Source organism: Streptosporangium nanhuense, assembly GCF_059358815.1.
The window spans coordinates 94,969-106,956 of the sequence record NZ_JCADBG010000006.1; the positions used below are offsets into that span (position 1 = coordinate 94,969).

At 71.1% G+C, this 11,988-nt stretch carries 13 protein-coding genes and 1 riboswitch; of the genes, 6 read left to right on the forward strand and 7 right to left on the reverse strand.

What is annotated here, in order from left to right; genetic code table 11:
* Positions 1-12: 12 nt before the first annotated feature.
* On the reverse strand, positions 13-714 hold the full coding sequence (locus AC5L38_RS13975; protein WP_495243206.1) for a DUF998 domain-containing protein: 702 nt from the start codon (positions 712-714) through the stop codon (positions 13-15).
* Positions 715-976: 262 nt separating this feature from the next.
* On the opposite strand from AC5L38_RS13975, the gene AC5L38_RS13980 reads away from it, so the two are divergent.
* Positions 977-1,294, forward strand: coding sequence for a hypothetical protein (locus AC5L38_RS13980; RefSeq protein WP_495243207.1), 318 nt, complete (start codon positions 977-979; stop codon positions 1,292-1,294).
* A 226-nt stretch (positions 1,295-1,520) separates the two neighbouring features.
* Here the strand turns inward: AC5L38_RS13980 and AC5L38_RS13985 are convergent, their stop codons facing one another.
* Complete coding sequence (locus tag AC5L38_RS13985) at positions 1,521-2,336, reverse strand: SAM-dependent methyltransferase (RefSeq protein ID WP_495243208.1); 816 nt, start codon at positions 2,334-2,336, stop codon at positions 1,521-1,523.
* 194 nt (positions 2,337-2,530) lie between these two features.
* On the opposite strand from AC5L38_RS13985, the gene AC5L38_RS13990 reads away from it, so the two are divergent.
* Together AC5L38_RS13990 and AC5L38_RS13995 are read left to right on the forward strand one after the other, a co-directional pair.
* Complete coding sequence (locus tag AC5L38_RS13990; RefSeq protein ID WP_495243209.1) at positions 2,531-3,031, forward strand: SigE family RNA polymerase sigma factor; 501 nt, start codon at positions 2,531-2,533, stop codon at positions 3,029-3,031.
* Positions 3,028-4,293 (forward strand): TolB family protein, encoded by a 1,266-nt coding sequence (locus AC5L38_RS13995; protein ID WP_495243210.1) that lies wholly within the window; start codon positions 3,028-3,030, stop codon positions 4,291-4,293. The genes AC5L38_RS13990 and AC5L38_RS13995 overlap by 4 nt, the downstream gene beginning before the upstream one ends.
* 123 nt (positions 4,294-4,416) lie before the next feature.
* On the opposite strand, the gene AC5L38_RS14000 is transcribed toward AC5L38_RS13995, so the two are convergent.
* Positions 4,417-5,397: a sugar kinase gene (locus AC5L38_RS14000; protein WP_495243211.1), complete on the reverse strand. Its 981-nt coding sequence runs from the start codon at positions 5,395-5,397 to the stop codon at positions 4,417-4,419.
* Positions 5,398-5,439: 42 nt separating this feature from the next.
* On the reverse strand, positions 5,440-6,225 hold the full coding sequence (locus AC5L38_RS14005) for an IclR family transcriptional regulator (protein WP_495243212.1): 786 nt from the start codon (positions 6,223-6,225) through the stop codon (positions 5,440-5,442).
* Positions 6,226-6,715: 490 nt separating this feature from the next.
* Between AC5L38_RS14005 and AC5L38_RS14010 the strand changes: the two genes are divergently transcribed.
* The 3 genes from AC5L38_RS14010 to AC5L38_RS14020 all read left to right on the forward strand — a co-directional run bounded on the left by AC5L38_RS14010 (position 6,716) and on the right by AC5L38_RS14020 (position 10,175).
* Positions 6,716-7,462: a DUF4253 domain-containing protein gene (locus tag AC5L38_RS14010; RefSeq protein WP_495243213.1), complete on the forward strand. Its 747-nt coding sequence runs from the start codon at positions 6,716-6,718 to the stop codon at positions 7,460-7,462.
* 333 nt (positions 7,463-7,795) lie between these two features.
* Positions 7,796-7,946, forward strand: a riboswitch (cyclic di-AMP (ydaO/yuaA leader).
* A 275-nt stretch (positions 7,947-8,221) separates the two neighbouring features.
* On the forward strand, positions 8,222-9,049 hold the full coding sequence (locus tag AC5L38_RS14015; RefSeq protein WP_495243214.1) for a hypothetical protein: 828 nt from the start codon (positions 8,222-8,224) through the stop codon (positions 9,047-9,049).
* Between the two features lie 265 nt (positions 9,050-9,314).
* A complete protein-coding gene (locus AC5L38_RS14020; protein ID WP_495243215.1) occupies positions 9,315-10,175 on the forward strand; it encodes an alpha/beta fold hydrolase in 861 nt (286 codons plus the stop codon).
* Positions 10,176-10,259: 84 nt separating this feature from the next.
* On the opposite strand, the gene AC5L38_RS14025 is transcribed toward AC5L38_RS14020, so the two are convergent.
* The 3 genes from AC5L38_RS14025 to AC5L38_RS14035 all read right to left on the reverse strand — a co-directional run bounded on the left by AC5L38_RS14025 (position 10,260) and on the right by AC5L38_RS14035 (position 11,988).
* The gene (locus AC5L38_RS14025; protein WP_495243216.1) at positions 10,260-10,631 is read right to left on the reverse strand and encodes a hypothetical protein; all 372 of its coding nucleotides are present in this window, start codon (positions 10,629-10,631) and stop codon (positions 10,260-10,262) included.
* A gap of 12 nt (positions 10,632-10,643) precedes the next feature.
* Complete coding sequence (locus AC5L38_RS14030; RefSeq protein ID WP_495243217.1) at positions 10,644-11,024, reverse strand: roadblock/LC7 domain-containing protein; 381 nt, start codon at positions 11,022-11,024, stop codon at positions 10,644-10,646.
* Positions 11,025-11,100: 76 nt separating this feature from the next.
* A complete protein-coding gene (locus tag AC5L38_RS14035) occupies positions 11,101-11,988 on the reverse strand; it encodes a hypothetical protein (protein WP_495243218.1) in 888 nt (295 codons plus the stop codon).

Consider the following 11,988-nt stretch of genomic DNA (forward strand, 5'->3'; position numbering starts at 1 on the left):
CGGTCAGGCCGGTCAGGCCGGTTGTGCCGGGGCGGGAACACGGGGGGTTCGCATCAGATGGACGGCGAGGAGGCTCGACCAGCAGAAGCCGACCGTGATCGAGATCCGCTGGAACAGGCCGCCGAGCTCGACGAATCCCTCGGTCTGCGAAAAACCCAGACCGGCCAGCACGAACGCGACGATGAACACCAGGCCGCTGATCCCCGAGTAGACCGCCCAGCCGCGCTCGCCCCAGCCGGCGAAGCGCCGCGCGAACACGAAGCACGCGGCGGGCAGCCCGACGAAGACGAGCAACGAGAACGGCAGGTCGTGGAGCCGGCCCTGCCAGGTGTGCTCGCCCAGCGAGGACGAGCCGGGCGGATAACCGCTGACCGGGTCGGTCGGGAAGACGCCGGCGCCGATCAGCCCGATCGCGTACAGCCCGATCAGCAGTGGCCCCCAGGTCGAGTGCCGTCCGGAGGCGGGCAGGTCCCGGCGCAGGCCGGCGGCGAAGACGAGCGTCAGCAGGCCGGTGACGACGAAGTTGGCGACCTGCATCCATCCGGACGGGCCGAGGGCCAGCGAGCTGATCGGATGGCGCGTCGGGTCGTAGCCGTCGCGGGTGGCCCCCTGGATCAGGAAGGCGACGACGAACAGCGGTCCGCCCACCGCCCCGCACAGGTAGGGGAGGCTGAGTCGCGGCGCCTTCGGGGCGTTCTTCGCCGGGGTACGCATCGATCCTTTTTAGCAGGGGATTTCCGGCGTGTCCGGACGATGGGCGCCCGGCTTCCCGCGAGACGGTGACGCTGGGCGTCCGTACGGGACGCTGACGCCGGCCTCCCGCCACCGGGCCCCGCCCGATCAGACGTCCCCCGTCCCGTTCCCGTCGCGGTTCGTGTCGTCGGCCGCGCATACCGGGCGTCCACCGGGCACGTAGGATTCGACGGCCGGGCAGGCGAGGCGAGAACGAGGACGACGAGGACGACGAGGACGTGGTGTGAGCTTTGATCTCGGAGTCTGGTTCGGGGCCGAACCGATCACCGCGCGGGAGGCCCTTCGCCGGTATCTCGTCTGGGACGAGAGCGGAGCCGCGCCCGGTGAGCCGCGTCCTGAGGTGGCGGCCTTCTACGAGGAGCTGACGGCGCTCTTCCCTGACCTGACCGCCGAGAACTACGACGTCTCACCATGGTCGGAGCCGCTGACCGTGGGCGAGAACTTCGTGCTGATGAACGCGGTCTTCCCCCGGGCCGGAGAGGTGTGCCGCGTGGTGCTGGAAATGGCGCCACGGCACCGGCTCGTGCTCTTCGAGCCGTAGCGGGCCGTGGCGGGTCGTGGCGGTAATGTGAGCCGCAGGTAGCGGCCGTGGAGAGCAGCGGCGGATCACGGTAGGTCGCGCGCGGCACGGTGAGTGCGGCACCACCGACCTTCGGGGCTCACGCCCGGTGCCACGGACCTTCGGGGCTTGCGTCCGATGCCGCGGATTCTCAGGGCCTGCGCCGGTGCCGCGGATCTTCAGGCCCTGCGCCCATTGCCGCGGTTCCTCAGGGCTTACGGCCGATGCCGCAGATCGCGTCCACCCCCGCGGGAGTCCCCTCGATCGAGGTGGCGTCGAGCCGCCACCTCGACGTCGTGACCACGCCGGGCTCCACCAGTTCCAGGCCGTCGAAGAAGCCGGCGATCCGCTCGGGGCTGCGGAGATGGTACGAGCTGGCCGAGTTCTCGTTGTAGACCCGGATGGCCTCGCTGAGCGCCGGGTTGGTGTCGGTGCCGTCGCTGAGCGCCAGGTGGCTGCCGGACGGCAGGGCGTCCAGCAGCCGGTTCACGATCGACCACGGATCGTCGTGGTCGGGGATCTGGCCCGCGATGCCCAGCATCATGAGCCCGACGGGCCGGGTGAGGTCCAGCGTCCTGGCGGCGTGCTTCAGGATCCCCTCCGGGTCGCGCACGTCGGCCTCGACGTAGTCGGTCATGCCGGCCGGGGTGCTGGTGAGCAGGGCCTGGGCGTGCACCAGCACGAGAGGGTCGTTGTCGACGTAGACGATCCGCGACTCCGGGGCCAGCCGCTGGGCGACCTCGTGGGTGTTGTCGGCGGTCGGCAGGCCGGTGCCGATGTCCAGGAACTGCCGGATGCCCGCCTCACCCACCAGGTACTGGACGGCGCGGGTGAGGAACCGCCGCTGCACGCGGGCGACGCGGGCGATGTCAGGGAACGTCCGCAGGATGAAGTCGCCGGCCGCGCGGTCGGCGGGGTAGTTGTCCTTGCCCTGCAGCAGGTAGTTCCAGACTCGGGCCGAGTGCGAGACGCTGGTGTCGAGCGCGGGCTGTCCCGGGGTGGGCGTGGACGAGTTGTCGGTCACTGGTGACATCTCCGGTCTGGACTACGTTTTCGTCGAATGCGGCAATCGTAGCCATTCGCGGCAGCCAAGATCCGCGCCCCCGCGCCAACGGCCGGCGAAGTCCCTCGTCCCGGGATTCAACAGTTTCGCCGCCGAGTCCGTCTGAGTTGTGACGGACTCGACAAGTCGCGATCGACTCGTAAAGGCGAAGGCAATTGGATGACGAATCCCGTTTCGCGGACTTCGTCGCTGAGCGGGCGGATGCGCTGCTGCGGTACGGCTACGTGCTCAGCGGCGACCCTCATGACGCGGCCGATCTCACCCAGGAGGCGCTGATCCGGCTGCACAGGGCGTGGTCCCGGGTGCGCCGCAAGCACGACCCGGAGAGCTACACCAGGATGATCATGGCTCGGCTGCACGTCAGCACCTGGCGGCTGCGCCGTCGCGAGCGCCTCAGCTGGGACCTTCCGGAAAGGGCGCATCTGGACGTGCTGCCCTCCGACGTGGAGCAGGGGCTCTGGCGGGCGCTCGAAGTCCTGCCCCGCAAGCAGCGGGCCGTACTCGTCCTGCGTTACTACGAGCAGCTGACCGACACGGAGATCGCCGGTGTTCTCGGCATCTCCCGGGGGACCGTCCGCAGCCACGCGTCGCTCGGCCTGAACAGGCTCCGCTCCGCCATACCCCATCCCGCAGCGACCAACGGGAGCACCCGATGAACGGCGACCTGGAAGACGACCTCCGCAGTGCCCTCGGCCACGCCTCCGAGCGCGCGCCGCACGCGCCGAGCGGCCTGTCGGCGCACATCGTGACCCGCTCCCGGCGTCGCGCGACGCGTGCGCGGGCCGCGGTCGCGGCCGTCGCCGTGGCGGTGGTGGCGGTCGGGGCCGGGGTGGTGGTACGCGGCGTCGCGAACCACCCGGACCCGACGGCGGCGGATCCGACGGCCGTGTCGAGCGCCGGACCCGTGGAGCCGTCCCTTCCGGGTGAGGTGTCCGAGATTCCGGACCCTGTCGAGAAGGTCTGGCCGCAGGCGGTCAGGAAGATTCCCGCCCTGCTGCCCGACGGGCGCGAGCTCCGGCCGCAGGCCCTCATCGACGACCGCACGCTGCTCGTCGAGACCTGGTCGAGTTTCGAGAAGTCCGACGCTCTCTACGCCTACGACATGGACAGCGCCGAGACCCGGAAGATCACCGACGTTCCCACACCGAAGCGGACGGTGCTGTTCGCCTCCGACTTCACCGTCGGCGCCGGACAGGTGGCCTGGTGGACGGCTCGCAAGAGCGGCGACGGGGAGATCACGGATTTGTGGGCGGCCCCGCTCGCCGGCGGTGATGCCCGGCGCGTGACCTCGTACCGGAACGGCGGGGGGAACGGGAGCGGGGCGCTCGACCCGCCGGCCGTGACCGGCGACGGCAGGATCGCCTTCTCCTTCAGGGGAAGCGACGGCGTCTTCACCGTTCCCCTCGGGGGCGGGACGGTGGAGCCCGTGGCGGGCGCGGAGGGATATCACATCATGAGCTGGCCGTGGGTCGGCGCGAGCGGGAGGTACGACCACTCCGGAGCGGCGATCTTCGCCGAACTGCTCAACGTGGAGACCGGGGAGAAACGCACGGCCCTGGTGAATCCCGGTGAGCGTGCCGTGCACTGCGAGTTGACCGCGTGTGTCGGCAGGAAGGCCGACGGCAGGTCCTTCTATCGGCTGCGCGACGGTTCCCGCGAGATGGAACCGCCGTTCAGGCTGAGCCTGATGCCCGGCCGGGCCGTGGATCGCTTCCACACCTCGCCCTACCTCAAGGATGGAAGGCCGGGCGGCGCCGCTCTGCACGATCTGGTCACCGGCAGGTCCGGCGAGCTCGGGGTCCGTCCGGGTAAGGACAACGGCATCCAGGTGCCGTACCCCCAGACAGGCGGCGGGCGGCTGATCAGCTACCGCCTCGGAGACCAGCTCGTGGTCATCGACCTCAGCAAGATCGACTAAGGCGCCTTCGCCGCCGGCCCGGCGTCTCACCGCGGACCGCGAGCCGCGAGCCGCGGACCGCCGCTCCCGGGACGGGGGACCGCGAACCGCCGCTCCCGGGACGGGCACAGGCACGAGCACGGGTCAGCGGCTGACCGTGTCGACCGTGTCGGCCGTGTCGGACGTGTTGTTCGTGCCGGCCGGGCGCAGCAGGTCCAGGTCGGCGCGGCGGGGCAGGCTCTCCCAGTCGCCGTCGGCGGTGACCGCGAAGGCCCCCGCGGCGCAGGCCGTGGCCAGCCGCCGCTCGGGGGTCGCCCCGGCGACGGTCTCGGCGATCCAGCCCGCGGCGAAGGCGTCCCCGGCGCCCACCGGGTCGAGCTCGACGACCCGGTAGGGCTCCGCGTGCCGTACGGCGCCGTCGGAGAGCTCGATCGCGCCGAGTGCGCCGCGTTTGATGAGGACGTGGCGCGGGCCGAGGTCCGACAGGGCTCCGGCCAGGGTGAGCGGGTCGTCGCCCTCGACGACCAGCCGGGCCTCGGCCTCGGTCGCGAACAGGACGTCCACGGAGGCCACGGTCTCGCGCAGCGCGGCGGACGCCTCGGCGGGCGTCCACAGGGCGCGCCGGTAGTTGACGTCCATCGACACGATCGCGCCCGCGTCGCGCGCCTCGGCGATCGCGGCCCGCACCGCCTCGGCGGCGGAGGCCGACAGCGCGAGCGTGATGCCCGTGACGTGCAGCACGCGTGCCGAGCGGATCAGCGAGACGTCCAGGTCGGAGGGGCGCAGCCGGGATCCGGCGCTCGCCGAGCGGTAGTAGCGAACGTCGACCATCTCGGCCGTGCGCCTACTCTTGATCATCAGGCCGGTGGGCGCGCCGGGATCGACCCGCATCCCCCGCACGTCGACGCCCTCACCGGACAGCGTCGAGCGCAGCAGCTCGCCGAACTCGTCGGCGCCCACCCTGCCGATCCAGGCCGCGCCCCCGCCGAGGCGGGCGACGCCGATGGCCACGTTCGACTCCGCGCCGCCCACGCCGAGCCCGAAGTCGCGGGCGTGCCTGAGCGGGCCGGTGCGCCGCGCGGTGAACAGCGCCATGCTCTCACCGAGCGTTACCAGATCAGTCATGGGAAACGGGTCCTTAGGGAGTCGGCGGGCGGGCTTCGTCGATCATCGGGTCGACCCGAGCTTTCTGGAGATGCGCAGGGCCGCCTCGGCCACCAGGGGACCGAGGTCTCGCACCCGCGCGGCGGTGATCCGGGAGGTGAGGCCCGAGATGGAGATGGCCGAGGTGGCGACGTCGTTGTGGTTGAAGATCGGCGCCGCGACGCAGCGCACCTCGGGCTCGTTCTCGCGGTCGTCGACCGAGTAGCCCCGCTGCCGGATCCGGCCCAGCTCGGCGCGCAGGTGCGCGGCGTCGGTGATGGTGTACCGGGTGACGTGCGGCATCCCGGCGGCCACGATCTCCTCGACGGCCTCCTCCGGCTGCCAGGCGAGGATCGCCTTGCCCACGGCGGTGCGGTAGACGGGGTTGCGGCTGCCGATGCGCGAGGCCATGCGCACGTTGGTCTCGTTCTCGACCTTGTCGATGTAGACCACGTCGGGCGGGTCGTAGACCACGAGGTGGACGGTCTCCCTGGCCTCCGCCATCAGGCGGTGCGACTCCTCGGCGGCCACCGTCCGCAGGTCGAGGGTGGACAGGTAGGCCTGCCCGAGGTGCAGGGCGCCGCTGCCCAGCCGGTAGGCGCCGCTCCTGCGGTCGCGTTCCAGGAGCCTGGCCTCGATGAGCGGTGCGGTCAGCCGGAGCACCGTGCTCTTGGACAGGCCGAGCGCCTCGGCGAGCCGGGTGAGCGACAGGCCGTGGCCCGCGCCCGCGTGGTCGCGTACGTGCGAGAGGACGGAGAGGGCGCGCCGGAGCGAGGCCGACTGGTTGCGGTCGGGAGCGGGCTCACTCATCGCGGCCTCCCAGTGTGCTCCGGCAATCGAATACCTGGTCAAGGTAGGCGAGTACACCGCCCCGCGGCCACTTTGCAGCACAACGTTTTGCAGTGCACAACCGATCAGTGATCCACTTCCGGCGGCGGGGGCGCTCGCGAAGGCCCTGGGCGGGGGCGGGAGGGGCGTCGCTCCGCCGCTCCTCACCGGGAGGCGTGCCTCGGTGAGGGGCGACGGCAGGCGGGAGAGGGACGGTGGGGGAGGGCACCCGCCCGGCCCCGTTTCTCTCCTCTACCGATAATTTTTGCCTGGACCAGGGCAGAACTGTCCCTCGGGATGGTTGACAGGCCAAAATTGGTCCGTGGTCAGGATCGGATCGGTAGATATGGGCGATTGCGAGAGTGAGCGACTTCCGCCAGTTCTGGGCCAGCTGTTCGCCGATGGGGCCGATGGGGTCGACGGGAGCGAGGGTGGTGACGGGATCGGCGCGGGTGGAGGCAGAAGGCTCTCGGTGGAGCTGCCGCCGGGAGACGTGGTGTGGCCCGACCCCGGTTACGCTCAGCTCGCAGTCCGTCGCCGTCCGGCGTTCTGGCTCAGCGAGGTGGCGGTCTCCGGCGAGTACTGGGCCCGGCTGAGGGCCCAGCACGAGCGGTCGGGCCTGTGGCCGGTGCTGCTGGAGGACTCCGTCCAGCCCTGGTCGGCCGGCCAGATCGCCCCGGACACGGCCGGTCAGATCGACAACTACCACGCCGCCGCGTTCATGGCCGAGGTGTGGTCCGACTGGATCGCCAAGGCCACCGTGGACCAGCTCGAACTCCTCGACCCCTTCGGTCCCGAGTGTCCCGGCCCGGCCCCCGCGGGAAGGCTCGCCGCCGACCCCGGCGTGGTCGCCGACTGGTACGCCGGGCTGGTGGCCGAGCGCAGGACCCCGCTCGGGCTCGTCGCGGTCGAGCGGGGGGCCGACGCCCTGGCCGTCATGGGCTGGCAGGGCGCCCTGAACCACAACGAGTGGATGGTCCCGCTCGCGGCCGTCGTGCGGAGCTGGGAGGACAGGTTCGGCGTGCGGGTGGTCGGCATGGGTTTCAACACCCTCGACCTCAGCGTCGCCGCGCCTCCGACGACCTCCGAGCACGCCCTGCACATCGCCGCGGAGCACTGGACGTTCTGCCCCGACAGCATCATCCAGGGGGCGGGGAACCTCATCGACTACGCCGAGCAGATCAAGGGCAGGAACGCCTGGTCGTTCTGGTGGGACTGATCGACCCCGGGGCTTTACCTTTCGCGGACCTCGGGGCGCGAACCCCCGGGTTGGGACGGGCCGTTCCGGGGCGGATCCGCGAGGGGCGGGTTCGCCGGGCTGACCCCCGTACGCAGGCGCTCTGGGCAGGGGCTCCCGAGGTGAATTCCGGGATGGTCGAGACATCCGTGCTGGTAGGACGGGTGTTGGTCTGGCGGGGCGATCGATGAGGCTTCCTTGAAGCTTGCAGGTAGATCTTCTGGGGTTTTCATGGTGTTTGCTTTGCTTTGTCCGGTTTTGGTAGGTAGTGTCCACTGTTATCGGTTGGCGACCTGCCCTTCACAAGAGGGAGCGGCCGGCCGACGTCGAATCCCGAGAGCCCTACAGAGGCTTCGGGGCCGGGGAACCACTCTTTCGGGGTGAATCCGCCGCGATCATGCGGCGGTAGGGCAACTCCACCGCCCGAACCCGTCAGCTAACCCGGTAGACGAGATGGAGAGGAGATCCCCTCATGGATCACCGCGTTACCACGTCGGTGCACACCTTGTCCGCGCCGACCACCTGAACTTCTCCCCCTTTGACCCGACACAGCTCGCCATCCCCCGTCCCCCCGACCCTCTCGCCGCACCTGACAGCGGCACCTTCCAGATCGTGCTCCGCGTAGCGATTGCCTGAGATTCCGGCTACGCCCCCTTTTCCGACGAGCGCGTCCCCGCCAGTGCACCCCTTCGGTGTGTCGCACCTGGCCGCCCCGTTCCCTCGCGAAAGAGCCTCTTCTCCATGCGCCTCTTCTTTGGTATGCACAAGAACGGCCCGAGCAAGTCCGTCTGGCACAACAGCAAGTCCCGCGGGAACCGCCTCGCCGCCGCCACCCTGGTCGGCGCGAGCGTCCTCGCCTCCGCCGGTGTCGCCCTGGCGCTGCCCGCCTCCACCTGCTTCGCCGCCACCGCCGACCCCGAGGTCGGCGTGGCGAAGGCGAGCGCCGAGTCCGTCCTCCTCCAGGGCGCGACCACGGCCTCCTACTTCTGGGACGACTCCTCCGGCCGGGCCGGTGACACCGGTCTTCCCGCGAGCGGCAAGCCCATGCAGAAGGGCATGATCGCCAGCCCGAGCTGGCCCCTGCTCACCGAGGGCTACCTCATCTACAAGGGCAAGAAGGCCAAGTTCTTCGTCGGCGACCGCGGCCCCGGCTCGCCCTCGAACCAGGGCATCATGATCGACATCGATGCCAAGACCTTCGCCGACCTGACCGGTGGAACGTTCAACGCCGGCACGCTCGGCGTGGACGGCAACGGCGGCATGGGCCACATCGACGTCAAGTACGTGGTCACCAAGTGGGGCGGCGGCACGGGGATCAAGAACCACCCCGTCGCGTTCTCCACCGGCGCCTGGAGCCGCAGGGACACCACCCCGGCCAAGCCCCCGACGGTCGTCTTCGCCAAGGCCCTGGAACTGGGGATCGGCGTGAAGACCCAGCCGGTGAGCACCGCGGTGCGGCCGTGGGCCGGCAAGCCCAAGGTCATGGTCGAGTCCGCCTCCATGCGCGTCCCGGCCGACGTGGTCGCCGCCGGTGTCCGCGCCGCCGAGATCGGTGCGGGAAAGGGCTGAGCCGAGAGGGCTGAGCCGGAGCCCGGCCCCGCGGGAGTTCCTCGCGGGAGCCTCCGCCGGGCTCTCGCCCCGCTGAGGTCTCCGTCCCACCGGGCCCCCTCCCGCCGGAGTCCTCGCCGGGTCTCCCTTCCGTCGAAGTCCTCGCCGGGCCTCCCTCCCGCCGTAGTCCTCGCTGGAGTCCTCGTGGAGCCCCACCCCGCCGGTGCCGCGCTTTCCCCCGAATGGCATTCTGTCCCGCGGAACCAGCGCGGACGGTAGGAGTGCCATGACCCTGCGGGCCCCGGCGAACGGCATCGAGATCGCCTACGACACCTTCGGCTCCCCGGAGGGCCGCCCCCTCCTGCTGATCACGGGCCTCGGCTGCCAGATGATCCAGTGGGACGATAGGTTCTGCGCCCTGCTCGCGGACCGGGGACACCACGTGGTGCGTTTCGACAACCGCGACAGCGGCGAGAGCACCCACCTGGACGAGGCGGGTACGCCCGCCCTCGACGGGAGCGGGGAGGTCCCCTACCTGCTGGGCGACATGGCCGACGACGCCGCCGGACTGCTCGACGCGCTCGGCCGGGACACGGCCCACGTGGTCGGCCTCTCGATGGGCGGGATGATCGCGCAGTCGCTCGCGATCCGCCACCCGCACCGGGTGCGCAGCCTCACCTCGATCATGTCCACCCCGAGCCCGCGGGCGGCCCTGCTGACCGACCCGGACGTGCTCCTGCCGGCCTTCACGCCCGACCGCGAGAGCGCGATCAGGCGGGCGCTGGACAACTGCGCGGCCGTCGGCTCACCCGGCTACCCGTTCGACCGGGGGTGGAACGCCGAGATCGCCGGGCTGGGCTACGACCGGTCGTACGACCCGGCGGGCACGGCCAGGCAGGTGGCCGCGATCATGGCCTCCGGCGACCGCGCGCCCCGGCTCAAGGAACTCGCGGTTCCGGCTCTCGTGCTGCACGGGGAGGACGACCCGCTGGTCCCCCTGCCCGCCGGGATCGCCACGGCCGGCGCGATCCCCGGTGCCCGGCTGATCACCTACCCCGGCATGGGCCACGACCTGCCCGCCGAGCTCTGGCCCTCCTTCGTCGACGCGATCGACGAGCTCACCACCTCGGCGGACTCCGGGAGGTGACCTTCGCCCGCCACCCTCCCCGCCGGGGGGAGGGCGGGCTCCGGTGCGGTCCGTGCCTCCCGGGGCGCGGACCGCACCGGAAGATCAGACCTCGAGCTTCTCCTCGATGCCGCGCAGGACGTGCCGCGCGAGCGCGAGGTTGGCCCGGTTCCGGTCGAGGGCCAGGTAGAGGAACAGGCCTTTGCCGCTCCGGCCCGAGATCGGGCGGATTATGTGGTACTGCGTACCGAGCGTGATGAGGATGTCCTCGATGCCGTCCTTGAGGCCGAGCGACTCCATGGTCCGCAACTTGGCCTTGACGACCTCGGTGTTACCCGCGGCGGCCACCTGGAGGTCGAGATCCTTGGACCCGCCGAGCGCGCCCAGCGCCATCCCGCTGTTGTAGTCGACGACGACCGAGCCGATGGCGCCGTCGATCGTCATCATCTCCTTGAGCGAGACGTCCATGTTGCCCATTGCTGTCTCCGATCACTGGGGTATCGATATGCGTGAGCTGACGGCGGCCAGCCTGGCCGCCGTCTTGCGGCCCTCCAGCCTGAGCAGCCCGAGGTTGGTCCCCGGACGTGCCAGGACCGTGAGGACGATCTTGGGTCCGGCGGCGTAGAAGGCCGCGTAGCCGTTGGTGCCGGAGATCAACGTCTCCTCGAAGGTGCCCTTGCCGGCCATGCTCGTCATCCGGCGGCTGAGGGCCAGCACCGCGGAGGAGAGCGCGCCGGTCTGCTCGCTGTCCCTCTCCAGGTCGCTCGCTATCGTCAGACCGTCGACGCTGCACGCGATGCTCCCGTTCACGTCGGGTATGCGCTCTCGCAGCGCCGCCATCTCGCGCCGTATCTCCTCGCGCAGTTCCACCGGCATCCTCCTTCCGATCAGCTTCAGCGTCCGCAGCCTTATCGGCATGTGACCGGGCTCAAGTCGCTCAAGTCGCTCAAGTCATGGCCTCCAATGCGTTCCTGAGCCGGATGAGCAGGTTGACGTCGGCCGGGTTCCCGTTCGCCCTGGGAAGCCACTCCGACGTCTCCGGAGAGCCCGTTCCGGTCGCCGGGATCTCCGTGGCGCCCCTCGTCCGCCTGGGCAGCGGCTCCGGCTCCGGCTCCGGCGCGGGGGAAGCCGGAGGAGCCTCGGACGGGCCGGGCCCCGGCACGCGGAGCAGCCCGGACGAGGCGAGCTGCCGTACGGCGAGCAGCACCGAGTACGCGGGACGGCCGAGCTTGCGCGCCAGGTCGGCCGGGGTCGCCGTGGAGTCGGCGCCGACCAGCACCTCCCACTGGAGCGAGCTCAGCACCACCCGCTGGGCGCTGATGCGCCTCAACGGGACGACCGGGAGCGTGTCCAGCTCCGCGGACGGCCAGATCTGTTCCAACTGCGCCCTCCTCCGCTCGCACTCCCGGAGCAGGCCGGTCGCGTCGAAGTACCACTGCGGTCCGAGCCAGTGCCTTTCCCCTCGTCGGAACCTGGGCCGGTGACCGGTGGCCCGCAGCAGGAAGTACGCGGCGTCGAGCACCGTGCTCAGCACGCAGAACTCCAGCTCCCCCCTGGTGAGCAGGCCCTGCGCGACCAGCTGCTCGCCCCCCGCCGGCCCGGGGGCCCGCGGGTCCGGCGGGCGGCGGACGGCGGCCTGCCTGGCCTGCCGTACGGCGTGGGCGGATATCCCGCGGCAGGCGCCCAGCAGGTCCTCCAGGCGGGGGGCGGCCGCGCTCTCGGCGTAGGTCACGCGGCCGTCGGTGAGGTAGAAGGCTCCCGCCCTGCCGAGTCGCAGGGAGCCGGTGGCGTGGTCGCCGGCGAGCCCGCTGAGGATGTTCTCGACGCTCGGCAT

What these genes read in the sequence shown, in the direction of transcription:
- AC5L38_RS13975 (WP_495243206.1), bottom strand. Translation starts at nt 714, where the DNA reads ATGCGTACCCCGGCGAAGAACGCCCCGAAGGCGCCGCGACTCAGCCTC.
- AC5L38_RS13995 (WP_495243210.1), top strand. Translation starts at nt 3,028, where the DNA reads ATGAACGGCGACCTGGAAGACGACCTCCGCAGTGCCCTCGGCCACGCC.
- AC5L38_RS14000 (WP_495243211.1), bottom strand. Translation starts at nt 5,397, where the DNA reads ATGACTGATCTGGTAACGCTCGGTGAGAGCATGGCGCTGTTCACCGCG.
- AC5L38_RS14005 (WP_495243212.1), bottom strand. Translation starts at nt 6,225, where the DNA reads ATGAGTGAGCCCGCTCCCGACCGCAACCAGTCGGCCTCGCTCCGGCGC.
- AC5L38_RS14015 (WP_495243214.1), top strand. Translation starts at nt 8,222, where the DNA reads ATGCGCCTCTTCTTTGGTATGCACAAGAACGGCCCGAGCAAGTCCGTC.
- AC5L38_RS14020 (WP_495243215.1), top strand. Translation starts at nt 9,315, where the DNA reads ATGACCCTGCGGGCCCCGGCGAACGGCATCGAGATCGCCTACGACACC.
- AC5L38_RS14025 (WP_495243216.1), bottom strand. Translation starts at nt 10,631, where the DNA reads ATGGGCAACATGGACGTCTCGCTCAAGGAGATGATGACGATCGACGGC.
- AC5L38_RS14035 (WP_495243218.1), bottom strand. Translation starts at nt 11,988, where the DNA reads ATGCCGAGCGTCGAGAACATCCTCAGCGGGCTCGCCGGCGACCACGCC.